The 25,665-nt window shown below is 73.0% G+C and carries 26 protein-coding genes; 3 read left to right on the top strand and 23 right to left on the bottom strand.

All coding sequences use genetic code 11. The features are described 5' to 3' along the window. Positions 1-4: 4 nt before the first annotated feature. The 3 genes from N8J89_RS21960 to N8J89_RS21950 all read right to left on the bottom strand — a co-directional run bounded on the left by N8J89_RS21960 (position 5) and on the right by N8J89_RS21950 (position 2,479). The gene (locus N8J89_RS21960; protein WP_283658867.1) at positions 5-853 is read right to left on the bottom strand and encodes a helix-turn-helix domain-containing protein; all 849 of its coding nucleotides are present in this window, start codon (positions 851-853) and stop codon (positions 5-7) included. Positions 854-920: 67 nt separating this feature from the next. Next, entirely contained in the window at positions 921-1,883 is a 963-nt protein-coding gene (locus N8J89_RS21955; protein ID WP_283658866.1) for a CU044_5270 family protein, read from the bottom strand. Further along, positions 1,880-2,479, bottom strand: a complete 600-nt coding sequence (locus N8J89_RS21950) for an RNA polymerase sigma factor (protein WP_283658865.1) — start codon at positions 2,477-2,479, stop codon at positions 1,880-1,882. Before N8J89_RS21950 ends, N8J89_RS21955 begins: the two co-directional genes overlap by 4 nt. A 53-nt stretch (positions 2,480-2,532) precedes the next feature. On the opposite strand from N8J89_RS21950, the gene N8J89_RS21945 reads away from it, so the two are divergent. Next, the gene (locus N8J89_RS21945) at positions 2,533-3,387 is read left to right on the top strand and encodes a class I SAM-dependent methyltransferase (protein ID WP_283658864.1); all 855 of its coding nucleotides are present in this window, start codon (positions 2,533-2,535) and stop codon (positions 3,385-3,387) included. Here N8J89_RS21945 and N8J89_RS21940 read toward each other — a convergent pair. The 4 genes from N8J89_RS21940 to N8J89_RS21925 are packed head-to-tail and all read right to left on the bottom strand — an operon-like array spanning position 3,384 to position 7,126. Beyond that, positions 3,384-4,178: an SDR family oxidoreductase gene (locus N8J89_RS21940; RefSeq protein ID WP_283658863.1), complete on the bottom strand. Its 795-nt coding sequence runs from the start codon at positions 4,176-4,178 to the stop codon at positions 3,384-3,386. The two genes, N8J89_RS21945 and N8J89_RS21940, sit on opposite strands and share 4 nt — an antisense overlap. A gap of 57 nt (positions 4,179-4,235) precedes the next feature. Beyond that, the gene (locus N8J89_RS21935; protein WP_283658862.1) at positions 4,236-4,994 is read right to left on the bottom strand and encodes a DUF899 family protein; all 759 of its coding nucleotides are present in this window, start codon (positions 4,992-4,994) and stop codon (positions 4,236-4,238) included. A 60-nt stretch (positions 4,995-5,054) separates the two neighbouring features. Then, a complete protein-coding gene (locus N8J89_RS21930) occupies positions 5,055-6,155 on the bottom strand; it encodes an MFS transporter (RefSeq protein ID WP_283666223.1) in 1,101 nt (366 codons plus the stop codon). A gap of 32 nt (positions 6,156-6,187) precedes the next feature. Then, entirely contained in the window at positions 6,188-7,126 is a 939-nt protein-coding gene (locus N8J89_RS21925; RefSeq protein WP_252480301.1) for a PAC2 family protein, read from the bottom strand. An 89-nt stretch (positions 7,127-7,215) separates the two neighbouring features. Between N8J89_RS21925 and N8J89_RS21920 the strand changes: the two genes are divergently transcribed. Continuing rightward, entirely contained in the window at positions 7,216-7,902 is a 687-nt protein-coding gene (locus N8J89_RS21920) for an HAD family hydrolase (protein ID WP_283658861.1), read from the top strand. A gap of 357 nt (positions 7,903-8,259) precedes the next feature. On the opposite strand, the gene N8J89_RS21915 is transcribed toward N8J89_RS21920, so the two are convergent. Together N8J89_RS21915 and N8J89_RS21910 are read right to left on the bottom strand one after the other, a co-directional pair. Next, complete coding sequence (locus N8J89_RS21915; RefSeq protein WP_283658860.1) at positions 8,260-9,102, bottom strand: GNAT family N-acetyltransferase; 843 nt, start codon at positions 9,100-9,102, stop codon at positions 8,260-8,262. A 40-nt stretch (positions 9,103-9,142) separates the two neighbouring features. Next, positions 9,143-10,690, bottom strand: a complete 1,548-nt coding sequence (locus N8J89_RS21910; protein ID WP_283658859.1) for a hypothetical protein — start codon at positions 10,688-10,690, stop codon at positions 9,143-9,145. Between the two features lie 127 nt (positions 10,691-10,817). On the opposite strand from N8J89_RS21910, the gene N8J89_RS21905 reads away from it, so the two are divergent. Next, positions 10,818-12,092, top strand: a complete 1,275-nt coding sequence (locus tag N8J89_RS21905) for a sensor histidine kinase (protein ID WP_283658858.1) — start codon at positions 10,818-10,820, stop codon at positions 12,090-12,092. An 18-nt stretch (positions 12,093-12,110) separates the two neighbouring features. On the opposite strand, the gene N8J89_RS21900 is transcribed toward N8J89_RS21905, so the two are convergent. The 14 genes from N8J89_RS21900 to N8J89_RS21835 form a co-directional block, all read right to left on the bottom strand. Next, positions 12,111-12,734: a class I SAM-dependent methyltransferase gene (locus N8J89_RS21900; RefSeq protein ID WP_283658857.1), complete on the bottom strand. Its 624-nt coding sequence runs from the start codon at positions 12,732-12,734 to the stop codon at positions 12,111-12,113. Then, the gene (locus N8J89_RS21895) at positions 12,731-13,894 is read right to left on the bottom strand and encodes an MFS transporter (RefSeq protein WP_283658856.1); all 1,164 of its coding nucleotides are present in this window, start codon (positions 13,892-13,894) and stop codon (positions 12,731-12,733) included. The genes N8J89_RS21900 and N8J89_RS21895 overlap by 4 nt, the downstream gene beginning before the upstream one ends. After that, on the bottom strand, positions 13,891-14,919 hold the full coding sequence (locus tag N8J89_RS21890; protein WP_283658855.1) for a glycosyltransferase family 2 protein: 1,029 nt from the start codon (positions 14,917-14,919) through the stop codon (positions 13,891-13,893). Before N8J89_RS21890 ends, N8J89_RS21895 begins: the two co-directional genes overlap by 4 nt. Then, a complete protein-coding gene (locus N8J89_RS21885; protein ID WP_283658854.1) occupies positions 14,919-15,731 on the bottom strand; it encodes a protein phosphatase 2C domain-containing protein in 813 nt (270 codons plus the stop codon). Before N8J89_RS21885 ends, N8J89_RS21890 begins: the two co-directional genes overlap by 1 nt. Continuing rightward, positions 15,731-16,183: an NUDIX hydrolase gene (locus N8J89_RS21880; protein WP_283658853.1), complete on the bottom strand. Its 453-nt coding sequence runs from the start codon at positions 16,181-16,183 to the stop codon at positions 15,731-15,733. Before N8J89_RS21880 ends, N8J89_RS21885 begins: the two co-directional genes overlap by 1 nt. Before the next feature lie 11 nt (positions 16,184-16,194). Next, positions 16,195-17,250 carry an NAD-dependent epimerase/dehydratase family protein gene (locus tag N8J89_RS21875; protein WP_283658852.1) on the bottom strand — a complete coding sequence of 352 codons (1,056 nt, stop codon included), beginning with the start codon at positions 17,248-17,250 and terminating at the stop codon, positions 16,195-16,197. A gap of 221 nt (positions 17,251-17,471) precedes the next feature. Continuing rightward, on the bottom strand, positions 17,472-19,835 hold the full coding sequence (locus tag N8J89_RS21870; RefSeq protein ID WP_283658851.1) for a DUF4132 domain-containing protein: 2,364 nt from the start codon (positions 19,833-19,835) through the stop codon (positions 17,472-17,474). A gap of 1 nt (position 19,836) precedes the next feature. Continuing rightward, complete coding sequence (locus tag N8J89_RS21865) at positions 19,837-20,160, bottom strand: hypothetical protein (protein WP_502868316.1); 324 nt, start codon at positions 20,158-20,160, stop codon at positions 19,837-19,839. Positions 20,161-20,208: 48 nt separating this feature from the next. Continuing rightward, complete coding sequence (locus N8J89_RS21860; protein WP_283658850.1) at positions 20,209-20,604, bottom strand: hypothetical protein; 396 nt, start codon at positions 20,602-20,604, stop codon at positions 20,209-20,211. A 123-nt stretch (positions 20,605-20,727) separates the two neighbouring features. Further along, positions 20,728-21,384 carry a response regulator gene (locus tag N8J89_RS21855; protein ID WP_252480455.1) on the bottom strand — a complete coding sequence of 219 codons (657 nt, stop codon included), beginning with the start codon at positions 21,382-21,384 and terminating at the stop codon, positions 20,728-20,730. A 62-nt stretch (positions 21,385-21,446) separates the two neighbouring features. Then, the gene (locus tag N8J89_RS21850; RefSeq protein WP_283658849.1) at positions 21,447-23,036 is read right to left on the bottom strand and encodes a sensor histidine kinase; all 1,590 of its coding nucleotides are present in this window, start codon (positions 23,034-23,036) and stop codon (positions 21,447-21,449) included. Between the two features lie 24 nt (positions 23,037-23,060). Beyond that, a complete protein-coding gene (locus N8J89_RS21845; protein ID WP_283658848.1) occupies positions 23,061-23,816 on the bottom strand; it encodes a hypothetical protein in 756 nt (251 codons plus the stop codon). Next, positions 23,813-24,526, bottom strand: a complete 714-nt coding sequence (locus N8J89_RS21840; protein ID WP_283658847.1) for an ABC transporter ATP-binding protein — start codon at positions 24,524-24,526, stop codon at positions 23,813-23,815. Before N8J89_RS21840 ends, N8J89_RS21845 begins: the two co-directional genes overlap by 4 nt. 74 nt (positions 24,527-24,600) lie before the next feature. Then, the gene (locus tag N8J89_RS21835) at positions 24,601-25,593 is read right to left on the bottom strand and encodes an RNA polymerase subunit sigma-70 (RefSeq protein ID WP_283658846.1); all 993 of its coding nucleotides are present in this window, start codon (positions 25,591-25,593) and stop codon (positions 24,601-24,603) included. Between the last annotated feature and the right edge of the window lie 72 nt (positions 25,594-25,665).

Below are 25,665 nucleotides of genomic sequence, written 5' to 3'. Positions count from 1 at the left end.
TCCTTCACGCCTGTTCGTACTGCTTGGCCAGCCCGGCGATGAACTCCACCGACCGCGCCGGGCTGAGCGCGACCTCGATGAGCTTGTCCACCTCGTGCTGGAAGAAGGCCAGCTCCTCCGGCTTGTCCAGGAACAGCCCGGAGATCTTGTGGTCCAGGAAGGCCACCGGTCCCTGCGCGGCGAAGTCCAGCAGGGTGAACGGCCCGTCCAGCCCCGCGTGCCCGCCCAGGTCGAAGGGCAGCACCTGCAAGGTCACCGAGGGCCGCTCCGCGGTGTCCACCAGCTGCCGCAGCTGCCGGGCCATCACCCGAGGGCTGCCCAGCACCCGCCGCAGCGCCATCTCGTCCATGATCGCGTGGTACTCCGGCGGGATGTCCCGGCTGAGCACCGCCTGCCTGCCCATCCGGATCGCCACCCTGGGCTCCACATCGGCCTCCGGCACGCCCGCGGCCTTCATCAGCGCCCTGGTGTAGTCGGCGGTCTGCAGCAGGCCGGGGATGAGCAGCGGCTGGCAGCTGTCGATCCGGATGGCCTCGTTCTCCAGCCGGATCAGCGTCCTGACCTCCTCCGACAGCGGCCCGCTCAGCTCCCACCAGCCGTCCTCGCCCGCTCGCTCGGCCAGGGTGAGCAGCCGCTGCCGCTCCACGCCGACCACCCGGTAGATGGCCAGCATGGAGGCGACGTCAGCCGGGGTCACGCCCTGTTTCCCGGTCTCCATCCTGGACACCTTGGACGCCTGCCAGCCCAGCTCCGCGGCCACCTGCACGCAGGTCAGCCCACGCTGTTTGCGCAGGGCGCGGAGCTCACCGCCCACACTGCGCCCAGGCAGGATGGCGTGCTTCGGGCTGGACATGACCCCACGTATACCTGTACGCAAATTTGCGAGCAGAGTCAGGCCCGCGGCTGACCCGATGAGGTGATCACGGCAGCTGACCGGGCTGGTCCACCACGGCCCGCCGGATGATCTCGTCCGGGGCGCGGACCTGCCCGGCCTTGCCGTAGCCGCTGTCCCGCAGGGTCACCAGGCGCGAGCCGAGGTAGTCGGAGCTGTCGCGGTGGAAGAGCAGGTCGAACCGCTCGGCGCCGTTGTCGCCGACGAAGCCGACCGCCAGCGCCGGCCTGCCGAGCCCGTCGACGACCTCGCCGGCCAGCCGCACCCCCGGGATCTTGGCCGCGGCCTGGTGGATCGCGGAGATCACCGCGGGGGAGGCCACCGGGAACTTGAGCAGGTCGCTGAGCTGACGGAACGCGATCAGGTGCCGTGGCTTGTCCGGCGGGATGTCCCGGTACAGCCAGGCGAGCAGCTGGTCCGGATCGGTGGGCAGCTTGGTCTGCGCGAAGTGGTGGGTCGGGTCAAGGCCCTCGTCGTAGCTCGAGGTCGTGCGCAGCGGCCCGCCGTTCATCCGGCTGAAGCTCTGCTTGGCCGGGTCCATGGCCAGCCAGGACTCCACGATGTTGTGCTCCGGGCCGGTCAGCTCGATGAACGAGCCGTCGGGGTTGATCGAGCGGCTCCGCCACTGGTTGCGGCTCTTGACGTAGACGAACTGGTCCGGCCGGATGCCGACCGGCAGCGCGATGGCGGACTGGGCCGCCCTGGCCAGCACCGAGGCGACCGTCCGGTCCTCGGCGGAGGGCCCCGCTTCGGGCCGCACCAGCGCGGGCACCACCACCAGCACCGCGGTCACCGCGGCCGCCAGCGCGAGCGGCACCGCGACCATCGGCCACCGCACCCGCACCCGCGCCCGCCCGGCTCGGGGCGCGGCCGCGTCGATCCGCTGGAGCAGGTCGGTCCGCAGCTCGGCCTGCCGCTGCTCCAGGAGCGTCGGGGCTTGCGGTGGCGGCAGCAGGCGGGCCAGCTCGGCCCGGTCATCATGGTCGTTCATCGGAAGCTCTCCTGGGTCGGCAGTGCCTGGTCACCTGCTACCTGTCCGGCTCGCGGCGGTGGTTCCGCGGCCAGCGACCGCAACCTGGCCCTGGCCCTGGACAGCCGGGAGCGGACCGTGCCGACCGGGATGCCCAGCGCCTGCGCGGTCTCGGCGTAGTCCAGCCCGGCCCACACGCACAGCGTCACCACCTCCCGCTCGGCCCGCCGCAGCTTGGCCAGCGCGGCCTTGGCCCGGTCCACCAGCTCCCCGTCGTGCCACCGGCCGACCAGCTCGTCGGTGAAGTCCGGCACCGACTCCGGCGGCGGCAGCTTGGTCAGCGCGAGCTGGTGCCGCCGGGCGGCCCTGGCGGTGTTGCGCAGCACGTTGACCGCGATGCCGAACAGCCAGGGCCGTACCGAGTCCCCTTCCGGGTCCAGCCGTTCCCGGACCCGCCAGGCCTCCAGGAAGGTCAGCGAGACCACGTCCTCGGCCGTCGACGGGTTACCGGTGACCCGGGCGGCATGCCGGTGCACCGCCGCGGCGTGCTCGTCGAACAACTCTCCGAAGGCGACCGGATCGCCCGCGCGCAACCTGGCGCGAATGGATGTCCCCACACCTCTGCCTGTCCACAGCCCAGCCCGAGTTCCCGTTTCGAGCCTATTGCCGGATGCGCGGCGCGGGGGACAGGGCGATCATCGGCGGGGTGAGCAGGGAGAAGATCGATTATCGCGAGGTGCGGGAGACCAACCTGGCCACGCTGTACGGGCGGGCGGTGCACAGCGCGGAACCCGAGCCGATCCTGCGGGACGAGGTCGCCGAAGAGCTGGTGGCCCGGATCGACTACGACTTCCGGCGGATGCGCATCGACCGGGCCTCGGCCGCGGCGGTGGCACTGCGGGCCCGCCAGTTCGACGAGTGGGCGGCGACCTTCCTGCGCCGCCACCCCGACGCGATGGTGCTGCACCTGGCCTGCGGCCTGGACAGCCGCTACCTGCGGCTGCGGCCGCCCGCCACGGTGGACTGGTTCGACGTGGACTTCCCGGACGTGGTGGCGCTGCGCCGCCGCCTGTTCCCGCCGGAACCGTCCGGCTACCACCTGCTCGGGGCCTCGGTCACCGACCCGGACTGGCTGGAGCAGATCCCGGCTGACCGCCCGGGGCTGATGATCACCGAGGGCCTGACCATGTACCTCACCGAGGCCGAGGTGCTACCACTGCTGCGCCGGGTCACCGGCCACTTCCCGGCGGGAGAGCTGCAGTTCGACGCGTTCAACCGGCTCGGCGCCCGCGCGGGCAACCACACCCCGCTGCTGCGCAAGACCGGGGCCCGCTTCCAGTGGGGCCTCGACCAGGCCAGGGACCTCGAACGCCAGGTGCCCGGCGCGCGCCTGGCAGAGGAACGCTCGCCGATCCAGCTGCCCGGCCTGCACCGGCTGCCCCGGCTCTACCGGGTGGCCGCGCACGCCGCGGACCGGGTCGGGCCGCTGCGCCGCCTGTACCGGCTGCTGCGCTACCGGTTCTAGCGGCGGAACCCGCCCTCGGAGTTGAGCACCTGGCCGGTGATCCACTCCGCCTCGTCGGTGGCCAGCCAGGAGATCAGCCGGGCCGGGTCGTCCGGCTGGCCCCAGCGGCCCGCGGGCATGCTCGTGCGGACCAACTCGTCGAGCTCAGGACCGGCCCAGCCGGTGTCCACCGGGCCGGGGTTGACCGCGTTCACCGTGATCCCGGCCCCGGCCAGCTCGTGCGAGAGGGTCTGGGTGATCGCGGCCAGCGCGCCCTTGGACGCGGCGTAGGCGACCTCGCCGGGCATCGGCCCGAGCTGCTGGCCCGAGGTCATAAACACGATCCGCCCGCCGCGACCGGCCCGGAAGTGGTGGGCGAAGCGCTGGGCGAGCAGCAGCGCCGAACGGGTGTTCACCGCGTAGTGCCCGTCCAGTTTGGCCGCGGTCATCTCGGCCAGCGTGCCGTCGCCGCCGCTGCGCGCGTGGTTGCACACCAGGACGTCCAGCCGCCCGAACCGCTCGATGGCCGCGTCCACGACCGCCGCCGGCGCATCCGGGGCGGTCAGGTCGCCGCCGATCTCCTCGACCCGACCCGACCCGGCCTCGCGGACCCCGGCCAGCACCTCCGCCAGCGGCTGCGCGCCCCAGGGCTGGTCCGCGTCGTGCGGGCTGTGGTGGTGCAGCAGCAGGTCCGCGCCGTAGGCGTGCAGGCGGCGGGCGGTGGCGTAGCCGATGCCGGCGACCCGGCTGGCCCCGGTCACCAGCGCGACACGGCCACGCAGCGGGAACGGATCACGTCCAAGATCAGCCACGCGGGCCACCGTAGCGGGCCGCCACGGGGGTGGCGACCGGGTTTCCGGCGGGTGTGGTCAGTGGCAGTCGCCCTGCCTGCCGAGGGTGTCCACCGGGGTCGCGCCGGGGCGGGTCCACTGCGGCACGGGGCGACTGGTCGGGCCCCAGGTGGGGTTGCCCTCGGCGTCGCAGCGCCAGGACCAGCACGACTCGCGCCCCTCCGGCCAGCCCTCGGGCTTGTCCTCCCAGGCCTCGCCGCGGCCGTAGGGGGTCAGGTCGAGCAGCGCGAGGGCGGAGTTGACCACCTCGTTGCCCCGGCTGGTGGTGGAGTAGGTGAGGAACACGCGCTCGCCCCGGCGCAGGAAGCAGGCCAGGTAGCCCATCTCGCCGCCGATCGGGGCGGGCGCGTCGCGCACCGAGTACCAGGGCTGGCGGTAGCCCATGAACTCCACGTAGGCGGCCACCTCCGCCCAGCGGCCGGTGGTCAGCACGGCGAAGGAGACACCGCGGGCGTTGAGGTAGGCCGAGTCGTCGAGGTGCCAGGCAGTGGTGGTGCAGCCCTCGCACTGCCCCTGGTGCGGCGCGCCGTCGAACCACATGTGCTGGTAGACCACGAGCTCCTCGCGGCCCTGGAACAGCGCCAGGAACGGCACCGGGCCGTCGGCTCCGATGACCTCGACCGTGCCGTCGAGCTCGACCATCGGCAGCCTGCGGCGGGCCGCGGCCAGCGCGTCACCGGCCCGGGTGTGCGCCTTCTCCCGGACCAGCAGCTCGTCCCTGGCGGCCTGCCAGGTGGCCTGGTCGACCACCGGCGGGTGGGCGGGCGTGCTCGTCATGGTGTCCTCCGTGATCTCAGGCGACAGGTCACCAGTACAGACTCACCGGCCCGCCAAAAGTCATCGCGGCGGAGCGGGCGGCATCCGCGGAAGCACCACAGGTGCGGTAGTCAGCAGTAAAGCCGCAGGTAGCAGGAACGCGGCCAGCGGATCCAGGTGGTAGACCGGCACGAAGGCCACCGGGGACAGCGCGCCGCCGCCGAAGCGCAGCGACTGCACCACCGAGACCGCGCCACCCCGGTTGTCCCCGTTCCCGGCCAGCACCAGCGCGTTCAACCCGACCATGATCAGCTGCATGGCCGGGCCCGCGGCCGCCCACAGCAGCCCCACCGCCACCAGCGAGGGCGCCAGGCCCACCCCGGCCAGCAGCACCCCGCCCGCCACGGTCCCGGTCAGCACGCAGCGCCGCGCGCCGAAGCGGTCGATCGCCCGGCCGACCGCCCGCGCGGTGAGGATCCCGGTCAGCCCGAACCCGGTCAGCACCAGCCCGCGGGCCGCGGCGGAGAGGTGGAAGTCCTCGTCCAGGCGCAGCGCCACCAGGTAGGACAGCCCGCCCAGGCAGCCCCAGCCGATCCCGGCGACCAGCCCGGCGCGCAGCACCGCCGGTCGCCAGGCCGTGCGCAGGCTGGCCGTCCGCCGCGGCCCGGCCTCGGCCCCCGGCAGGCCCAGCACGGCCAGCCCGGCGGCCACCACGGCGACCCCGGCGAAGGCGTAGCGCCAGCTCACCTCGGCCGCCAGCCCGCCCAGCAGCGGCGCGGAGGTCTGCCCCGCGGCCTGCATGGAGGCGAACCAGCCCAGCGCGCGCCCGAGCCGCCCCGGCGGGGTCACCGCGGCCACCGCGCCCAGCAGCAGGGGAGTGACGAAGGCGTTGGCCGCCCCCTGCACCGCGCGCCCGGCCAGGAACAGGTACTCGTCCTGGGCCAGCGCGCAGCCCAGCGAGGCGGCCACGTACACCAGGTAGGCGGTGATCACCGTGCGCCGGGCGCCCCAGCGCTGACCCCAGGTGCCGGAGAACAGCATGAACCCGGCAAAAGGGACCATGTAGGCGGTGAGCGAGGCCGAGGCGGCGGCCGCGGTCAGCCCGAAGGCCTGGCCCAGCTCGGGCAGCATCGAGGCCACCACTCCGCCGCCGAAGGGCCCGAGGAACCCGCCCGCGTACAGCCCGGCGACCGCCAGTCGCCCGCAGCTGCGGCTCAGCGCGCGCCCGGCCCGTGCGGACCCTGGTCGCCGCCCGGTTTGCCCCGGCCGCCGCGGCGGCGCAGGTAGCGCTCGAAGTCCGCGGCGATGGCGTCCCCGCTCAGCTCGGTGAGCCGGTCGTTGATGTCGCCGTCGGGGTCGCCGCGCTCTTCCAGGGAGCGGACGTAGCTGGCCACGTCCTCGTCCTCCTCGGCCATCTCGGTGACCGTGCGCTCCCACTCCTCGGCCTGCTCCGGCAGCGCGCCAAGGGGCACCTCCAGGTCGAGGACCTCCTCCACCCGGTGCAGCAGGGCCAGGGTGGCCTTGGGGGAGGGCGGCTGGGAGACGTAGTGCGGCACCGCGGCCCAGAAGGAGATGGCCGGCACGCCCATCTGCACGCACGCGTCCTGGAAGACCCCGACGATGCCGGTGGCCCCCTCGTAGCGGGAGCGTTCCAGCCCGAAGGTGGCCGCCGACTCCGCGTCGTAGGCGGTGCCGGTGACCTGCACCGGGCGGGTGTGCGCGATGTCCATCAGCAGCGCGCCCAGGGTCACCACGGTGGTCACACCGAGGCTCTCCACGTGGTGCAGCAGCTCGGCGCAGAAGGCCCGCCAGCGCATGTTGGGCTCGATGCCGTGCATGAGCACCACGTCGAAGTCCGCGCCAGGTGGACGGCAGACCGACAGCCTGGTCGTCGGCCACTCCACCCGGCGGGTCACCCCGTCCACCATGTGCACGGTGGGCCTGGTCACCTGGAAGTCGTAGTAGTCGTCGGGGTCGATCTCCGCCAGCGGGGTGGCGTCCCAGGTGAGCTGGAGGTGCTCTATCGCGGTGCTGGCCGCGTCACCTGCGTCGTTCCATCCTTCGAAAGCCGCGATGAGCACCGGGTTGACGAGGGTCGGCGGGTCAGCCCGGGTGTCCTCGGATGCAGCGGGGCGCTCTTCGGGTTCTGTCACCGGGCAAGACTAAGGCCCAGCACCCCCAGCCGGTGCCCGTAGGCTGTCGGCATGTCTGATCATGACGTGTTCACGCTGGTGGAGGCGCGGTGACCGGGTTGCCCGCCGCGGTGCTGTGGGACATGGACGGCACCCTGGTCGACTCGGAGAAGGTCTGGGACATCTCCCTGGACGACCTGGCCGCCGAGCTGGGCGGCACGCTGTCGCTGGCCACCCGCAAGGCGATGACCGGCTCCAGCCAGGACCGCACGATCACGATGCTGTTCACCGAGCTGGGCCGCCCGCACGACCCGGCGGACATGGCCGCGGCCTCGGCCTGGCTGACCAAGCGCACCGGCGAGCTGTTCTCCGCCGGCCTGCCGTGGCGGCCGGGCGCGCTGGCGGCGTTGCGCCTGGTGCGCGCCAGCGGGCTGCCGACCGCGCTGGTCACCTCCACCCAGCGGGACCTGACCGAGCTGGCCCTGGACAGCATCGGCCGTGAGTTCTTCGACCTCACCCTCTGCGGGGACGAGGTCGGCCGGACCAAGCCGCACCCGGAGCCGTACCTGACCGCGGCCGCGCGCCTCGGGGTCGAGCCCGCGGACTGCGTGGTCGTGGAGGACTCGCCCACCGGTGTGGCGGCGGCGGCCGCGGCCGGGTGCACGGTGCTGGTGGTGCCCTGCGAGGTGCCGGTCGAGCCGGGCCCCCGGCGCGTCTTCCGCGACACCCTGGTCGGTCTCGACCTGGCCACCCTGGCCGGATTGCGCGGAGAACTGATTGCGGACACCGCGCACTGATAAAAGGTTGCCAAACTTCAGTAACGAACAGATCACCGTTTCCGGCGGCCGGAACAAATGCGGGATGCGTTTGTTCCGGCCACCGAATCGATCAGGTGGTGATCACCTTCCACCCCTCTGCGTGCTGACCCGGGCTGACTGGTCCCAGCCCCGCTTGATGCTGCCGGCCCGGCGTTGCCTACCCCTGGCAATGCCGAGCGATCCCCATCTTTCCCCCATGGAAATGCTCCCCAGTTCAGTTGTCACCAAACAATGTGGTGCAAGACCAATAATGCCCAAGTCGCCGGAATCCCGCCAACGAAATTAGTTGGATTTTCGATATCCGCAGGTCACCGCGAAATCATGCGGCCGGATGGCTCAGCCCAGCGCCTGCATCAGGGGGCTGTAGAGCCGGTCCCGGTCCGAAGCCAGCGGGCCGCCGTAGGTCATGATCGTGGACTGGAACCCCGGCGCCAGCCCGCGCGCCCGCGCCCACTCCATCAGGCCGGTGTGCACGTCGTCGACGTCCAGGCGCACCTCCGCCTCGCCCGCCCCCGCGGCCAGGTCGGTGACCAGCGCCTTGGCCAGCTCGGGCGTCTGCGCCACCACCGGCCCGAGGACCAGGTGGTCATCGTTGCGCCAGGCCCCGGCGAACCCGGTCAGCCTGCCGCCGTCCTCGACCACCCGCAGCTGTTCGGCGAACTCGGGCAGGCGGTTCAGCACGTGTGTCCGGTCGGCGCCGAACACCGCGCGGTCCAGCCCCAGGATCGCGGGCAGGTCCGCCTCGGTGGCCGCCCTGCTGTGCCCGGCCGCGCCGGGTTCGGCCTGGAAGCGGCCCCGGTGGTAGGCGATCCGGCCGTGGCTGTGGAAGCCGAGCTGCTGGTAGAGCCCGAGGCCCTGGGCGGTGGCGGTCAGCGCCAGGGTCGCCCCGTCGGCCTGGGCGATGGCGTGCCGCATCAGGCGGGCGCCCAGGCCCTGGCGGGCGTGCCGGGCGGCGACCAGGACCATGCTGACCGCGACCAGCTCGGCGCCGTAGCGGGTGAGCACCGCGGTCGCGGCCAGTCCGCCGTCGGGGTCGCGCAGCGCGTGCACCTCGCCGACCTCCATCAGGAACCGCCACTTGGCCTGCTCGCGCGGCCACTCCCGGTCCACCGAGAGCGCGGAGCAGGCGGGCAGGTCAGCGGGGGTGAGGCGCTCGAACGGCGCGGTCGGGGCGATCATGGGTGCAGCATCGCCCCGGCCGCGTCACCGGCCAATTCTTTTAGTCCACGGTGAACCATGGCTCCACCACCAAGCCGCTGCCGCCGGGCACGGCCTCGTACTGCCCGGTGCGCAGGCCGACCCGGAGGAAGCGCGCCTCGATCCGCATCGCGGCGTGCGGCTCCAGCGGCAGCAGCACCCGGTCCGGGGCCTCCCACACCAGGCCCTGCTCCGGCCAGGTCCGCTCCGGCAGCCAGCGGACCACCCCGGACGGATCGGCCTCGGAGAGGTCGAACCAGGTCAGCGCGGGCGGAGCGGAGCTGGTCGTGTACAGCCCGGCCGCGCCGGGGGCCAGCCGCGCGGTGCCCGGCAGCCACAGCTCGCGGCGCAGCCCGCCGGGCCCGGTGAGCACCAGCCGGTCCTGGGCCTCGATGGTCAGGATCAGCCCGGACCGGCTGTCCGGCATGCTGACCGGCCCGGTCGGCCACTCGTACTCAGGCAGCCATTCCATCCGGCGGGACCCGTCGGTGAGGTCGACCTGGTGCCGCCGCCGGTAGGACTGGCGGCCGATGTGGTGCTCCTCCACGGTCAGCCACCGCCCTTCCCGGTCCAGCCGTGCCGTGCCGGGCAGCAGCTCCTTGCCCAGGCCGAGCAGCTCGCCGTCCGGCCGGAGGAGCACCGTCGTCTCCGCGGCGAAGACCAGCACGCCGTGCGGGGTCTCCATCGCCCGCCGCGGCGCGGCCACCGTGGGCCAGCAGACCGGTTCGCCCTCGCGCCACCGGGTCAGCGTGCCGTCCTCGCCGACGATCCCGGCCAGCGGCGGCGGCCCGGCAGGCGGCCGGTAGCCGGGGGAATCCCATGGCGTGCCCGGTGCCGGCGACTGGGTGACCCCGCTGGTGTAGGCAGGCTCCTTCGGCGGGTTGGTGGTCAGCGCGAACTCCCCGGACAGGTCGCCGACCACGGCCACCGATCCCTTGGCCGCGGTCAGCTCGAACGCCTCCCGGACCACCGAGGGCTCCACCAGCAGCCACTCGGCGAGCTCGGCCAGCCGCCAGCGCCGCCCGGTCAGCTCGCTCCAGGCCGCGATCATCACCAGGTCGGAGGTGAACCAGGTCATCAGGTCGTAGGTGCGCCCCTGGCGGGCGAACCAGCGCGGCACCTCCGGTTCGGCGGCCCAGAACTGCAACCGCCACAGCTTGCCCTCGTCCTGCGCCGCCCGGCTGCACACCCGCACCCGGTAGGCGCCCGGCCCGCCCAGCTCCAGGCCCTCGCTGATCACGCCGCCGGTGAGGAAGGTCAGCCCGACGAACCCGGAGTGGCTCAGGTAGGAGGTCTCGGCCACGTCGGTCCACGGCGCCCGCTCCGGCGGCGGCGGCCCGTCGTGCAGCTCCAGGGCGACCCGGTGGTAGCCGTCGCAGGCGTCCCCGTGCAGCCAGCCGAACCCGCCGATGGCCACGGTGCCGCCACCGAGCAGCTCCAGCGCGCCGGGGTTGAGCTGCTCGCCGCCCTCCGGGGGTTCCGGGTCGCCACCGCGGTAGGCGTCGATCAGCACCAGGGTGCCGTACTCGGGCAGGTACTCGTCGTCGATGAACATCCCCAGGAGAGCCACCCGGCGAAACTAGCGGCTGACACCGACAGCCGGGCACTACCCGCAGGAGTAGGTCCACCACCACTGTGCCTGCCGGAACGGCCAGCGAGAATGAGCGGGCAACACTCGCGCTGGGAGGATCTGAGGCATGGCCGTGGCACACCGCGTTGGCAGGTTCGCCCTGTTGTCCTGGACGATCCCGCTGCTGGTGTACGCCGCGCTGGGCATGGTGCTGTTCGGGTTGGTGATCGCCTCCTTCGCGCTGTACACGGTGTGGCTGGGCCTGCCGATGTCGGTGCTGTGCTTCGCGGTCCTGCGCGGCTACAACGACCTGCACCGCCGCTGGGCAGGCGCGGTGCTGGGGGTGCGGATCGGCCGCCCGTACCGGCTGCGCACGAACAAGGGCTTCTTCCGGCTGCTGCGGCACGTGATGACCGACCCGGCCAGCTGGCGGGACTTCGCCTGGCTGCCGCTGAACCTGGTCGCCTCGATCGCGGCCTGCTCGGTCACCCTGGCCCTGTTCTTCGCCGGGCTGGGCGGGATCGTCGCGCTGCCCTGGTTCATCTGGCCGTTCCTGCCCGACGGGGCGAGCTTCAGCCTGACCTTCTGGACCATCGACTCCTGGTCCAGCGCGTTCTTCGTCGGCACCGGACACGGCATCGTCTACCTGGCGCTGTGGTACATCGGCAGCCAGTGGATCTTCCGCGGCTACGCCAGCCTGGCCAGGATGCTGCTGGCCCCCACCGAGAAGACCATGCTGGTCACCAGGGTGCGCGAGCTGTCGGAGTCACGGGCGGACGCGGTGGACACCCAGGCCGCCGAGCTGCGCCGGATCGAACGCGACCTGCACGACGGCGCGCAGGCCAGGATGGTGGCCATGGGCATGAGCCTGGGTATGGCCGAACAACTCATGGCCAAGGACCCCCAAGCAGCCCAGGAACTCCTGGCCGAGGCCCGCCAGGCCAACACCCAGGCCCTGGCCGAGCTACGGGACCTGGTCCGCGGCATCCACCCACCGGTACTGGCCGACCGCGGCCTGGCCGGCGCGGTGCAGGCACTGGTGATGGCCAACCCCCTGCCCACCGACGTGGAGATCGAACTCCCCGGCAGACTCCCCGCCCCGGTGGAGTCCGCGGCCTACTTCGCGGTGGCCGAGGCGCTGACCAACGTGGTCAAGCACAGCGGCGCGGCCAAGGCCTGGGTCCGCCTGACCCACTCCGACGGCCAGCTGCACGTGCTGGTCGGCGACGACGGCCACGGCGGAGCCGACGCCAGCGGCGGCACCGGGCTGCGCGGCATCGAACGCCGGCTGTCGGCCTTCGACGGCCGGGTGATGGTGACCAGCCCGCCCGGCGGCCCCACCGTGGTGGTGATGGACCTGCCGTGCGAACCGGTGCCCTCCACCGTCAGCGGCGACGCCTAGCCACCGCCGCCGGGCCGCTCATCGGGGCGGGCGGACCGCCTCCAGCACCACCGTCTCCAGCTCCAGGAACCCTGCGGGCATGCGCGTGACGTTCTCCAGGCCCTGCAGGGCCACGTCACCGCTCTTGCCCACCGCCTCCTGGCTGATGTCCTGGAAGCCCGCGGTGCGCAACAAGTCGGCCAGGGTCGGGACGTCGTAGATGAACTGGTGGTGCCAGGCGCGGACGAAGTTGTTCACCACGAACGCCGGGCTGGGTTCGGGCGCGTCGGGGATGAAGGTCTCGGTGGCCCAGGTGAGGTAGGCCGCCCGCTGCGGGGTGGGCTCGGTGAGCAGCTTGACCAGGAACATCAGGTCCGGGGTGGCGACCCGGAGGCGGCCGCCGGGGCGCAGCACGCGGAAGCTCTCCCGCATCATGTGCACCGCCTCCGGGTAGCGGATGTGCTCGACCAGGTGCTCGCTGAAGACCCGGTGCACGCTCTCATCGGGCAGCGGGAACGGCTCGGTGACATCCAGCGGGCACACCCGCGGGGTGCGCGGCCGGGCGTCGGTGTTGAACCAGCCAGGCAGGATGTTGGCACCGCAGCCCAGGTGCAGCCTCGGCTCGGCCACCTCGGTCAGATAGCGCGCGAACTCGGTGTTCATCGTCCCCTCCTCGTTCCGGCGTGCTCGCCGGTCCCCACTCGCAACACGTGCGCCAGGAGTGCGATCACCGCGAGGGCGAGGCCGGCGAGGCCGAACCCGGCCTGCAGGCCCGCGCCCTGGGCGACCGCCCCCACCAGGGCCGGCCCGGCGAGCAGACCGGCGAACCGCAACACCGCCACCGCGGCCACGTTGCGCCCCCGGTCGTGCGCCTGCTCCCGGCTGCCCGCGGCGCTGAAGGCCAGCGGCGAGGCCAGCGCCACCCCGGCGGCGAGCAGCACCAGCCCGGCGAACCCGGTGACCACCGAACCACCCAGCAGCAGCACCGCCAACCCGATTGCCCCCACGCCGGTGCTCACCCGCACCAGCACCACCCGGTCGAACCGCGCCACCAGCCAGTCGCCGCTGAGCCGGGCCAGCGCCAGGGCCACGGAGAACACGCCGAACCCCAGCGCCGCCACGCCCGGGGTGGCCGCCATCTCCTGGATCAGCAGGATCGCCCCCCAGTTGGCCACGGCCGCCTCCACGAAGACCGAGCTGAGACCGATGAGCCCGATCAACAGCACCGGCCTGCCCGGCCAGGCGAACACCGGCGCACCCCTCGGCGCCGGTGGCTCCGCTCGGAGGAACCGCCCGGTCAGCGCGGCCACGACGATGGTCAGCACGCCCACCGCGGCCAGGTGCGGCGGCGCGGGAACGCCGGCCGCGGCCACCGCGCCCGCCGTGGCCGTGCCCAGCAACGCACCCACGCTCCACATGGCGTGCAGCCCGGAGAGCACCGGGCGGCCGTGGCCACGTTCGATCTCCGCGCCGTTGGCGTTGGCGGCGATGTCCCCGACCCCGGAGGACAGCCCCAGCAGCACCAGCAACCCGACCAGGGCCGGCAAGCCGGGGGAGAGCGTGACCAGCGCGGTCGCCACCGCCAGGGCGCACATCGCCCCGGTGGTCACCGCCTGGCTGCCCCACCGCGACACCAGTCGGGCCGCCACCGGGGCGCCCAGGATCGAGCCGATCCCGGGCGCGGTGAGCGCGAGCCCCATGGCGCCAGGGCCGAGCGCGAGCGCCTCCTGCACCCACGGGATGCGGCCGGACCAGTTGCCGTTGGCCATACCGGCCAGGGTGAACATGACCGCGATGGCGGCCCGATCGCTGCGCTCGCTCATGACGCCGCCTCCAGCAGCGAGCTCCACCGCAGCCGCAGCGACTCGTCGTGGACGTAGTCGACCTGGAAGCCGTCAGGCAGCTCGCGGCCGTGCAGCACCAGTCTCAGTTCCTCCGCCGGGCCGAGATCCACCACCGACACCCGGTCCGCCGCGGCCTCGTGCAGCACCAGCCCGAGTTCGGGGTCGTGCCCGACGGCGGCGAGCCGGTCAGCCGCGACGCCCAGCACCGCCAGTACCTGCTCAGGAGCGCGGACGGGTGGGAGCCGGTCCAGGTAGCGGGCGCCCAGGCGCTGCAGCATCGACAGCTTCGCGATCCGCCGGTATCGGCCCTCGGCGCAGTCGGCGAGGAAGTTCTCCAGCACCACCGTCTGCACGTGCTGCCGGTTCACCCCGACCGAGAAGCTGCCGGGATGCCTGCGGTAGACGTAGGTGGCGGTCTCCAGCTTGGTCACCCGCTCCCCGGCCGCGACCAGCCGCAGCCACAGGTCCCAGTCCTCGGAGAAGGCGCAGCCGCGGTAACCGCCGACCTCCTGATAGCGACGCCGGTCGAACATCGCGCCGACCACGACGTAGTTGAGCAGCAGCAGCTGGGCCAGCTGGTCACCCGGCGCGGGCAGTCGGTTCTTGTAGTAGGTCGCGGCCCGCCAGTCCCCGGCCCCGTCCCACAGCAGCGGCCGGGGACTGATCAGCCCGGGGTGGCGTTCGTGCGCCTGCGCCATCGCCCGCACGTGGTGCGGCAGCAGGAGGTCATCGGCGTCGAGCTGGAGCACCAGGTCGGTGTCCAGGTGCTCGATGCCCAGTCGGCGTGCGTGGCCGATCCCGCCGCGGCGCGGGGACCGCACCACCCGCAGCGGCAGCACGTCCGTCCACCGGCTCGCGCGCTCGGCGGTCCCGTCGGTGGAGCCGTCGTCGACGAGGACGACCTGCTGGACCGGCCGGGACTGCCACGCCACCGAGGCCAGCGCCTGGTCCAGGAACCATTCGGCGTTGTGCGCCGGGATGACCATGCCGATCGTCGATGCCATCAGTCCTCCCCGCCGGGCAGGCACCACACGGCGGTGGCGTCGTCGTGCCGCTTGAGCCGCGGCCAGCGCACGCAGTCCGGATCGGCCGACTCGTGCCTGCGCACCACGTCCAGCAGGGCCCGCGGTCCGCCGGCCTCGAGCAGGTCCATGGTGTGCGCCCAGTCCGCGGCGTGGAACAGCGTGACCAGTCGCCCCGCGCCGTCGCTGAGCAAGGCCGCCCGCCGCAGCCGATGGGCGGTCACGCTGCCGGCGAGTGCCTGGTGGGCCGCCTCCGGGTCGGTGCTGGCCACCCAGAACCCGCTGGGTGTGTTGCGCAGCCGCTGTGCCTGCCGGATCGACTCTGGCGCGGTCTCGGGGGTGTGGCCGGGTGCGACGGGGATGCGGTGGCAGCGGTCGTCGCTGACCGCCTCGACCGCCCCGTCCAGATCCAGCAGCACGATGGCGTCGCAGAGCACCAGGTAGTCCACCGTGCCACCGCGTCGCCGCAGCATCGCCACCGTGGCCGAGGGAGAGCCGGGGTGGGTGGTGTCGCAGTCCCGACCGTGGGCGGCGGCCAGATCGCTGATCGACTCGGCGAGCACCTCCGCCAGCGGCGCCTCCCCCTTGCTGAGGCCGGCGGCCAGCAGCGCGCCGAGACTGCGGACGTACCAGGCGGCACCGTGCGTGCAGCCGGTGCGGACCTCCGGGGGCGTGCCCGCCCCGTCCAGCACGACCACCGCCTCCGGCAGCGCCATCGCCCAGTCCTCGTTGTGCCGCCGGGCCGGGCCGGGACGCAGGGCCGACCCGGCCCGGGATTCCAGGCAGACCCGCATCACCGCAACCCCTGCGCGTAGTGCTCGATGATGGCCAGTTCCTGGTCGAAGACGTTGCCGGGCAACGACTCCACCGGGAAGAACCGGGCCTGCCGCGCCTCCTCGGGATCGGGTGTCAGCTCGCCAGCGGCCACCCGCGCGGTGTAGACGACGGTGGCCTTGTACACCTCGTCGCCGTTGGGGTAGCGGACGAAGTAGTCGGTGCCGGACCACACCCCGTGCAGGCGCAGTCCGGTGACGTCGAGGCCGGTCTCCTCCCGCACCTCGCGGATGCCGGTCTCCACCAGCGACTCGCCAGGTTCCATGTAGCCGCCCGGCAGCCCCCACTGCGCGGTGTCGGCACGGTCGATCAGCAGGATCCGCCCGGCCTCGTCGCGCACGATCACCAGCGTCCCCGGCAGCACCAGCGGACGCGAGCCGAGGACCTGCCTCAATTCCTTCACGTAGTCCATTCAAGCCCCCCTCAACCGGCCCGGAAGATCAACGTCGGCCACGCTCCGCCATTCCGTGTGCGGGCGTTCGGCCGTCTTTCCCGAACCGCGCGTTCGACCATTCTGACGTCGCTGTGGAATTCTTCAGTGAAATCGGCGGGTGTGCCGGCAAGTAGTGCGTCCCTGATCTCACGGACACCCGCGGGCACCGAGGTGCGCGGTTCGAAGCCCAGTTCCGCGCGTATCCGGTCGAAGGAGACCTGGTAGTCGCGGGAGTCCCCGTCACCCCCGCCGATGGACACGGTGGCCCCCGGCACCTCCTCGGCGATCATGCGGCCGAGGTCGGCGATGCGGTGGTTGAGCCTGCCAGAGCCGCAGTTGTAGATCCGGGCGCCGCCCGAGGCCGCCGCGGGCCCGGACAGTGCCAGCCGCACGGCTGCCGCGGCGTCCCGGACGTGCAGGAACGGTCGCCACTGGGTGCCGCCGTGCACCGGCACGACCCCCTCGTGCACCGCCCGCGCGGTCATCACGTTCACCGCCAGGTCGAAGCGCATCCGAGGGGCCAGCCCGAACAGGGTGGCGAAGCGCAGGATCACCGGCCGCAACCCGCCGTCGGCCGCGGCGGCCAGCAGGTAGTGCTCGGCGTGCACCTTGGACTCGGCGTAGACCGACTGCGGATACACCGGCGAGTCCACATCGGCGGCCGCGGCCGCGGAGACTCCGTAGTTGGAGCAGGTGGAGGCCAGGACGAGGTCCCGCACCCGGTGCGCCCGGCAGGCATCGGCCACCCGGGCCGTGCCCAGGTAGTTGACCTCCCAGGACAGGTCAGGGTCGACCGCGCAGGCCGGGTCGCCGACCACCGCGGCGAGGTGGACCACCGCGTCCACCTCGGCCAGCGCCGAGGCCCACGTGCCGGGTTCGCGGACGTCGCCTTCGAGGTAGCGCACCCCGGGCAGCGGCAGCCGCACCGAGGAGGTGAGTCCGTTGTCGACCACGACCACCTGGTGCCCGTGGTTGACCAGTTCCTCGGTCAGCGCTGTCCCCAGATAGCCCTGGCCGCCGGTAACGAGTATTCGACGAGCAGACAAAAGAGCCCCCCTTTTGTGTCAGCGTGAAACGCTTTCGACATTCTCCGAGAATCGAAAACCGCGCACGCGATTGTGCTGCCCCCAGATGTTCCCCCTATGGAACGCAATTCGAGTGTGCCAGGGATGAGTGGAGGGCGTCAAGCATGAGCTGATTGACGTTGATTGAATGTGAAAGCAATGTGGCCAATGGCAACCGGCTTAGATACCCGATTCCTCAGGCTTCAATCCTCGAATTTCGCGGCGTCCGCTGGGCCAGCTGGCTGGTGATGGGCCGGGTCGGTGATCTTGTCGTCGGCGGCCAGCAGCAGCACCTTGGACAGGATCACGCTGAGCAGCTCATCGCCCTCGAAGGGCAGGTGCACCTTGCCGCCCTTGGCCCGCCCGCCCGGCACCACGCACAGGTACCGGTCGTCGGGTTCGATGAGGATGTTGGCCGAGCCCAGGTGCACCCGGTAGGTGGCGAGCTTGCCGCGCACCCGGACGAACCGGTCGGTCAGCTCCACCCGGTCGGCCACGGCGAGCTTGGGCAGCAGGCGGGCGAGCACGTCCCTGCGCACCTCGGCCAGTGCGCTGAGCGCGCCGAAGGAGACCCGGTGCCAGTAGTCGTGGTGGGCGTCCTGGCCGCGGTCGGCCCAGTCCGGGTCCAGTGCGATGGAGCAGACCCCGGTGAAGAGGTCGACATCGCGCATGGCCTCGGTGAACACCAGCTCCGGCACCTCGGTCAGGGCCAGCGGGGTCTGGCCGCGGTCGCTCGCGCGGTGGAACCAGACCCGGTCGGTGGAGCACAGCTGGGGCGGGCCGGAGTGGTCGGGGTCCACCGGGAAGTGCTCGAAGACCGCGACCACGCCGGCGTCCCGGAACTCCCGCCGAGCCCGGCCTTCGTAGCCGCCGTCGTAGGGGCCGAGGTAGTTGGCCGGCCAGCCGCGTTCCTTGAACAGGGCGTAGGTCTGGCCGTAGCGCAGGATGTGCGCGGCGAAGCGGTTGGAGTAGGTGCCGGTGGCGCGTTCGGCCTCGGTGAGCGGGTACACCTCGCGGAAGGCCTGTTTGGCCGGCTGGCGGAACTCCTTGTCCAGCAACCAGGTCCGCCAGGCGGCGACCTCCTCGGTGGTCGCGCGCAGCGGGTGCCACAGCCGCACCGTGGCCTCGGCCGGGAGCTCGACCTCGCCGTCCAGGGTGACCAGGCGGGAGCCGGTGGGCAGTCCGGTCGTCTCGCCGATGCGCCACAGCAGGCGGGTGGCGATCCGGCCGGTGACCGGGTGCTCCAGGTAGTGGCGCCGCCAGTCGGCCAGTGCCCACTCGCGGTCCTCGGCGAACAGGCCCTCCAGCCGCCGCTTCTCCGCCGCGATGGTGGCCTTGGCCTCGGCGATCCGCCGCTTGACCGCGCGCACCGCCGCTTCCGGCGCATCCGCGGGCGGCTTGGCCAGCCAGTCCGGGCCGGACTGCCAGCGCACGGTCAGCTTCAGGTCCTCGGCCAGGGTGAGCCGGGCGCGCACCGACTCCTCGGCGTACTCGGCGGTCCCGTCGGCGGCGAACCCGGCCGGGTCGACCAGCTGCTCGGCGAGCTGGCCGGGGGTGAGCCCGAGCTTGCCGCCCGCGATCTCCAGCGCGGCAGCGATCCGCTTGCGGTCGCCGTTGTCCCTGGTGGTGGTGTCCAGTTTGGCCAGCGTGCGCAGGGCCTCGGCGTCGCCGCGCAGGCCGAGGGCCAGGATGCCCGCGTTGACCACCTTCTTGCTGAGGATCCAGCCGTCCTCGCCGCTCATCGCCCGCCGCACCAGGCCGAGCAGCGCGGGCACCACCCACTCCCTCGGCACCCCGGCCGCGGCCCAGGCCGAGGCGCGCACCACGTCGGCGTTGCGGTCGTCGACCACGATGGGTGCGAACTCGCCCCAGGGATCCTTGCTGGGCAACGCCGGGGCGTCGGCCACCCGCTCCACCAGCATCCGCAGCACGTCAGCCGCGGCGGGGTCTTCGAGCAGGGCGGCGGTCGCGGCGGACCAGGCCTTGCCGGGTTTGCTGCCGGTGGCCGCGGCCAGCTGCCGCAGCACCGCGGAGGCGGCGGCGGGCTCGTAGGCGGGCAGGGCGTCGCGCACCGCCGCGGACCAGCCGTCCACCGGCAGCAGCACGGACAGGTCCAGCTCGCCGGAGTCCCCTGGCAGGGCCGCGACCATCCGCGCCCGCAGCGCGCTGCGGTCCCTGGGGAACAGGTCCGCCCGTTCGTCCAGCGCCGCCAGCAGGATCCGCAGGGCCGCCGCGGACCCGGCGTGCTCGGCCAGCGCGGTGGCGATCTTGAACGGCACCACCGGGTCGGCGCAGGTGGCCTTGGCCGCGACCCCGGCGACGAGCTCGGCCTCGGCCGCGGTGACCGTGAACGGCCTGCGCAGCGCGGCCGCCGCCGACTCCCGCAGGTCGTGCCAGTAGTGGCGGTCGAAGCGCCCGGTGGCCGTCAGGCGCACCAGCGTCATCAGCGCCGATCCGATCCGCTCCGGCGGCTCACCGGCCAGACTGTCCCGCCACTGCTCGTGCCCGCCCTCGCGCAACGGCGCCAGCAGCTCCTTGGCCCGCGCGTCGTGTTCCTTCCACCCCACGTCAGCCCCCCACCAGCGGAACCAGCCGGACAAAGCTCACCTCGTCCGCCTCGGCCAGGCTCAACGGCTCGTCCAGGTCCTCGACCTGCCGGTCGCCGACGAAGACGAAGAACCCGTTGCGCGTGAAGGCCCGCACCGCCGTGTCAGCGGCGCTCTCCCAGCCCAGGCGGGCGGCGCTCCGGGCGTTGCGCCGGGCCACCTCCTCGCGCACCCGGAAGCGGATCAGCTCCCGCAGCGTGATCGGGCTGGGCACCTCGGCCAGCAGCAGCCGGGCGGTCTGCTTCCCGGTCGGCGTCGAGTCGGTCACCACGATGGTCATCCCCACGCCGCGGACTATGGCAGCAGGCACCGACAGTCAGCGGTTGCCGACAGCTCAGGACCGGGGCTGGCCAGTCCGCTTGTCCCGGGCGGCCTCGAACCGGTTCTTCTCCACCACCGCGCCGGCGGCGAAGCAGAACCGGTAGACCACCACCCCGCCGCGCAGCGTGGCCTGCTCGTCCTTGGACAGGAAGTGGCGGCACTTGGCCCCGCGCGGCAGCGGCGGGCCCTGCTGGCGGTAGCTGGCGAACATCTTGGAGCCGCCGTGCGGGAGGACCCGGTCGGCCTCGGTCTTGGTCTGGCCGACCGCGACCGAGTCGTAGGCGCCGCGGGTGAGGGTCATGCCCTCCCAGGCCTTGAGGATCCAGCAGCCCGCGATGAAGGCGACCAGGGTCACCGTCAGCACCACACCCACTCCGATGCCGAGTGCGTTGCGGACCTTCCGGTTCATCACCCCGAGCGTTCCTTCCCCCAGTGCCGTCGCTGTCCCCGCCAGCCTCCCGTGGTCGCGGCCGGGGCCACATCACTCTGAAGTCTGGGGTGCTGCTCTCCAAGGTCTATCCCGGAGTCCATCTCAGGTGCCACCGAGTCCGGCCTCGTGCGCCAGGATCGCGGCCTGCACCCGGTTCGAGCAGTCGAGCTTGCCCAGCACCCGGCTGACGTACATCTTCACGGTGGCCTCGCTCATGTAGAGCCTGCCGCCGATGTCGGCGTTGGACAGGCCCTGGGCGAGCAGTTCCAGCACCTCGCGCTCGCGGTCGGTGAGCACGTCCATGCGGCGCTGGGCGTCCACCGCCTTGGCGTTGCCGCCGGTGGCCGAGACCCGGTTGATCACCCACTTGGTCACCGAGGGCGAGAGGTATGCCTCGCCCGCGGCGACCACCCGTACTGCGCGGATCAGCTCCTCCGGCGCGGAGTCCTTGAGCAGGAACCCGGCCGCCCCGGCGTCCAGGGCGCGGCCGATGTACTCCGACTCGCCGAAGGTGGTCAGGATGACGACCCTGGTGCCGGGGGCCAGGCCGGTCAGCTCGGCCAGCGCGGACAACCCGTCCATGCCGGGCATGCGGATGTCCAGCAGCAGCACGTCGGCGGAGCGGGCGGTGACCTCGGCGATGGCCGCGCGGCCGTCCCCGGCCTCGGCGATCACCTCGATGTCCTCGGCCGCGGAGAGCACGAGCTTGATGCCCGCCCGCACCAGCGGCTCGTCATCGGCGATGATCACCCGGACCACGTCTGCCTCCACCATCCCGGCCGCGTCCGGCCCTGACCTTCGTGCCCGGTGATGCTCGCACACTAGAACGGCCGCTTGACCACCAACCGATCTTTCTGAACCAACTTGCCGTCCTGGAAGCAGAACCGGAACGCCTCGGCGCGGTTCTGCGGCAGCTCGGAGCCGTCGACGTAGTAGTAGCGGCAGTGCGTGCCCTCCGGCGGCGGGCCGCTCTGGTCGGCGATGCGCAGCTCAGCCCCCGGGCTGGCCTCGCCGAAGCGCTCCACCATGACCTGCTCGGTCTCCCCGAGCCGCACCTGGTCGAACTTCTCCGCCTCCAGCAGCACGCCGTTGCGGATGACCACCCAGGCGACTATCCCGGCGAAGGACAGCGCGCTGACCAGCACCAGCCCGGTGATGGCCAGTCCGGTGAGCACCGGCCGGTGCCGGATGGTGGAGAGCAGCTTGCTGACCTCGGTGCGGGCCAGCGGATGGGTGGCCGGGCCGGGCGCGGGCGGGCCGTCGAGCTCGGCCACCGCCTCGGCCGGCTCGCCGTCGAAGGGCAGCACCGCGGCCAGCCGGAACCCGCCGTCGGCGGTGGGCGCGGCGTGCAGCACGCCCCCGGCCAGCCGCACCCGCTCGCGCAGCCCGGTCAGGCCCTGCCCGCTGCCGCCGCCGCGGGGCGGGGCGGCGGCGGGGGAGTTGACCACCTCGATGATCACCGCGTCGGACTCGTAGTTGAGCCGGACGGCGACCGCTCCGCCGGGTGCGTGCCGCAGCGCGTTGGTCAGGCCTTCCTGGGCGACCCGGTAGATCGCGTTCTCCACCGGCCGGGGCAGCGGCACCGGCTCGCCGGTCTCGGTCTGGGTGACCGGGGTGCCGCTGCTGCGCGCGGTGGCCACCAGCTCGGGCAGCTGGTCCAGGCGGCGGGCGTGCAGCGGCGCGTCCTCGCTGTCCTGGCTGAGCACGCCGATGATCTCGCGCAGCTCCTCCATGGCCCGCCGCGCGGTGTCGTGCAGCACCCCGGCGGCCTCGGCCTGGGCGGCGTCGCCGTGTGCGGCCAGTTTGAGCCCGCCTGCCTGCAGGGAGATCAGGGTGAGGTGGTGGCCGAGGCTGTCGTGCATGTCCACCGCGATCCGGGTGCGTTCCCGGATCCGGGCCTCGGCGACCAGCGACCGGCGCTCCCGTTCCAGGTAGACCGCGCGTTCGCGCAGCGCCTCCACCAGCAGGGTGCGCCGGGCGCTGGAGCGGCCGAGCACCGCGGGCACCCCGACGAACAGCAGCGTCATGATCACGTTGATGCCCAGCACCAGCATGCTGGTCAGCACGCTCTCGGAGTACAGCGGGGACACCGCCCCGGCCAGCAGGAAGTGCCCCAGCGCCGCGCCGAGCAGCTGGTACAGCGACCCGATCCGCCGGCCCGCCCCGTAGGCCAGCGGGACCGCCACCACGCCCGCGCCCAGCGCGCTGAGCACCAGCGCGGTGGCCGGGTAGCGGCGGCGGGCGAACAGGCACAGCGGGGTCACCGCCAGCGCGAAGACGCGCAGCGCGGGGTGCGCTGGGAGTTGCAGCATCAGCAGGGACAGCCCGACCAGTGCGTAGAGCCCGATCTCCAGGCTCCACTGCCGCCAGCCGCGGATGCCCAGCCACGGCCGCCGGGCGGTGGTGTCCATCGGCTCAGCCTAGTGCGGGCGGGGTCAGCGCAGGTCAGCGGTGGCGGTGCGGCCCACCGCGATGGCCAGCGGCCCGCCGATGGCCAGCACCGAGATCACGATCGCCTGCCACAGCGGCAGCGGGCCCGCGGTGAACAGCCGGTCGAAGGCGGCGTTGACGTTGAGCCAGGACACGATGTCGGCCAGCAGCGGCGAGGCGGTGAACACCCCCCGCACGGCGCCCAGCAGCAACGGCAGCGCGAGCGCGATGAGCAGGGTGGACAGCAGGCCGCGGGTGGCCGCGCCGAGCACGAAGCCGAAGGCGAAGCTCAGCAGCATCCCGGCGAAGCCCTCGAGCAGTGGCACGTCGAGCCGGGCCACGCCCTGCCCGTCGGCGGCGGCGAACACGGCGGTGGTGATGCCGCCCAGCGCGGTGGCCAGGCCGAGGCCGAGCACCCCGGCGAGCAGTCCGGCCAGGGCCTGGGCGCCGAGCCAGCGGCCGCGGTCGGAGCTGACGCCGAGCACCACGGCCACCCCGCGCCGGGCCCACGGGTCGACCGCGAGCACCGCCCCGGCGATCGGGGCGAGCAGGGCCAGCAGGCCGAGGTAGACCGAGACGGCGGCGCGCTGGACCTCGGCGTCGATGACGCTGATGTTGGCCAGCGCGGCGACCAGCGCCGCGGTGCCGAGCAGGGCGGGCAGCAGCAGCGCGAGCTGCCCGGCCCGGTGCGCCCGCAGCGCGCCCAGGTGGCCGCGGATGAGGCGGGGCAGGCCGATGGGGGTGGTGGCGAGGGTGCTCATCCGGCTTTCCTCAGTTCGGTGTCGTGGGCCCGCAGGTACAGCTCTTCCAGGCTGGCGCCGTCCGCGCGCAGCACGGACAGCGACTCGTCCAGCACGATCCGGCCTTCCCGGATGAGCACCACCCGGTCGACGTAGGTCTCCAGCGCGTGCAGGTCGTGGCTGGAGACGAGCACGGTCGCCCCGGCCAGCGCGCGTTCGGCGAGGGTGTCGCGGACGAATCGCTGGGCCACCGGGTCCAGGCCGTTGGTGGGCTCGTCCAGCAGCAGCACCGGCCGTTCACCCAGCAGCGCCAGGCCAAGCGCCAGCCGCTGGCGCATGCCCAGGGAGTAGGTGCGGATCCGGTCCCCGGCGGCCTTGGTCAGCTCGACCCGCTCCAGCATGTGCTCGGCCGCGCCCGCCGGCAGGCCGAGCAGGTCGGCGACGATGGTCGCGGCCAGCCGCCCGGTCCAGTTGGGCGGCAGCGCGGAGGCGTCCAGCGAGCTGCCCACCACCCGGCCGACGGCGGCGTAGTCGCGGACGTCCTTGCCGAGCACCAGCAGCCGTCCGGCGCCGGGGCGGGCCAGCCGCAGCGCGCAGCGCATCAGGGTGGTCTTGCCCGCGCCGTTGTGGCCCACCAGCGCGGTGACCTGTCCAGGCGCCGCGGCGAAGGACACCCCGTCCAACACCGTGCGGCGCCCGAACCGCTTGCTCACGTTCTCTGCCTCGAACATGGCACAACCGTAGGAAGGCGCAGGTCACCGCGTCAGTTGCCCAAAGTCGAGCCGGGCGCTGACGAACGTCTGGCCTAGCGGGCGGGCAGGGTCGCGGGCAGGCCGCAGGCGGTGACGAACGCCGGGCCGAAGGTGGTCACCTCGGCGACCAGGCCGCCCTCCACCCGCAGCACGTCCAGGTTGGTCGCGGTGAACAGCTCCGCGCCGGGCTTGCGGACGTAGTTGCCCAGGGCGGGCTGCCGGTTGACCCAGGTGGGCAGCGCGGCCCACTGGCCCCAGGAGTCGCTGCCGCCCTCCAGCACCGTGGCCCAGCCCTCGATGACGGTGTCCCGGCCGCTGGTGGCGAAGGGCTCCGGCGGCATGGTGTGCACGATGTCCGCGCGCAGCAGCGCGGCCAGCGCGTCGGTGTCGGATGCCTCGGTGGCCGCGACGAAGCGGGCCAGCACGTCCTTCTCCTCCGCGGTGGGCTCGGCCGGCATGCTCCAGTCGGCGCGGCGGGCGGGCAGGTGCTCCTTGAGGGTGACGCGGGCCCGCTGCAGCGCGCTGTTGGCCGAGGCGACCGTGGTGTCCAGTGCCTTGGCGGTCTCGGCGGCCGACCAGCCGAGCACGTCGCGCAGGATCAGCGCCGCGCGCTGGCGGGGCGAAAGGTGCTGCAGCGCGACCAGGTAGGCCAGCTCGATGGTCTCGCGGGCCACCGCCACCGCGTCGGGTTCCTGCTCGGCGGGCGCGGCCAGGTCGAGCAGGTGGTCGGGGTAGGGCTGCAACCAGCTGACCTCGGCGGTGGTGGCGGTCTCCGGGGTGGCCACCGCGACCTGCTTGTCAGCGGGGCGTTTGCCGATGGCGTCCAGGGTCGCGTTGGTGGCGATCTTGTACAGCCAGGCCCGGACGCTGGCCCGGCCCTGGTAGGTCTCCCGCCGCCGCCAGGCCCGCAGGAAGGTCTCCTGCACCAGGTCCTCGGACTCCTCGAATGAACCCAGCATCCGGTAGCAGTGCACCCGCAGCTCGTGCCGGTGCCGTTCGGACAGCTCGGCGAACTCCTGCTCGGTCATGGTGGTCGCGGCGTTCATGACGTCTCCCTGGACTCCCGGCGCACCGCCTGCCGGCGCGTCACCACCTATGACCCACACTGCCGCGGAAAC

The sequence above is a fragment of the Crossiella sp. CA-258035 genome, assembly GCF_030064675.1.
Lineage (GTDB): Bacteria > Actinomycetota > Actinomycetes > Mycobacteriales > Pseudonocardiaceae > Crossiella.
The sequence above is the reverse complement of the archived record's forward strand: the minus strand, read 5'-3'. Positions and strand labels throughout refer to the sequence as shown.

Coding starts and splice junctions, on each gene's coding strand:
- N8J89_RS21960 (WP_283658867.1), bottom strand. CDS start 853: ATGTCCAGCCCGAAGCACGCCATCCTGCCTGGGCGCAGTGTGGGCGGT.
- N8J89_RS21955 (WP_283658866.1), bottom strand. CDS start 1,883: ATGAACGACCATGATGACCGGGCCGAGCTGGCCCGCCTGCTGCCGCCA.
- N8J89_RS21945 (WP_283658864.1), top strand. CDS start 2,533: ATGCGCGGCGCGGGGGACAGGGCGATCATCGGCGGGGTGAGCAGGGAG.
- N8J89_RS21935 (WP_283658862.1), bottom strand. CDS start 4,994: ATGACGAGCACGCCCGCCCACCCGCCGGTGGTCGACCAGGCCACCTGG.
- N8J89_RS21915 (WP_283658860.1), bottom strand. CDS start 9,102: ATGATCGCCCCGACCGCGCCGTTCGAGCGCCTCACCCCCGCTGACCTG.
- N8J89_RS21905 (WP_283658858.1), top strand. CDS start 10,818: ATGGCCGTGGCACACCGCGTTGGCAGGTTCGCCCTGTTGTCCTGGACG.
- N8J89_RS21900 (WP_283658857.1), bottom strand. CDS start 12,734: ATGAACACCGAGTTCGCGCGCTATCTGACCGAGGTGGCCGAGCCGAGG.
- N8J89_RS21895 (WP_283658856.1), bottom strand. CDS start 13,894: ATGAGCGAGCGCAGCGATCGGGCCGCCATCGCGGTCATGTTCACCCTG.
- N8J89_RS21890 (WP_283658855.1), bottom strand. CDS start 14,919: ATGGCATCGACGATCGGCATGGTCATCCCGGCGCACAACGCCGAATGG.
- N8J89_RS21885 (WP_283658854.1), bottom strand. CDS start 15,731: ATGCGGGTCTGCCTGGAATCCCGGGCCGGGTCGGCCCTGCGTCCCGGC.
- N8J89_RS21880 (WP_283658853.1), bottom strand. CDS start 16,183: ATGGACTACGTGAAGGAATTGAGGCAGGTCCTCGGCTCGCGTCCGCTG.
- N8J89_RS21860 (WP_283658850.1), bottom strand. CDS start 20,604: ATGAACCGGAAGGTCCGCAACGCACTCGGCATCGGAGTGGGTGTGGTG.
- N8J89_RS21850 (WP_283658849.1), bottom strand. CDS start 23,036: ATGGACACCACCGCCCGGCGGCCGTGGCTGGGCATCCGCGGCTGGCGG.
- N8J89_RS21845 (WP_283658848.1), bottom strand. CDS start 23,816: ATGAGCACCCTCGCCACCACCCCCATCGGCCTGCCCCGCCTCATCCGC.
- N8J89_RS21840 (WP_283658847.1), bottom strand. CDS start 24,526: ATGTTCGAGGCAGAGAACGTGAGCAAGCGGTTCGGGCGCCGCACGGTG.
- N8J89_RS21835 (WP_283658846.1), bottom strand. CDS start 25,593: ATGAACGCCGCGACCACCATGACCGAGCAGGAGTTCGCCGAGCTGTCC.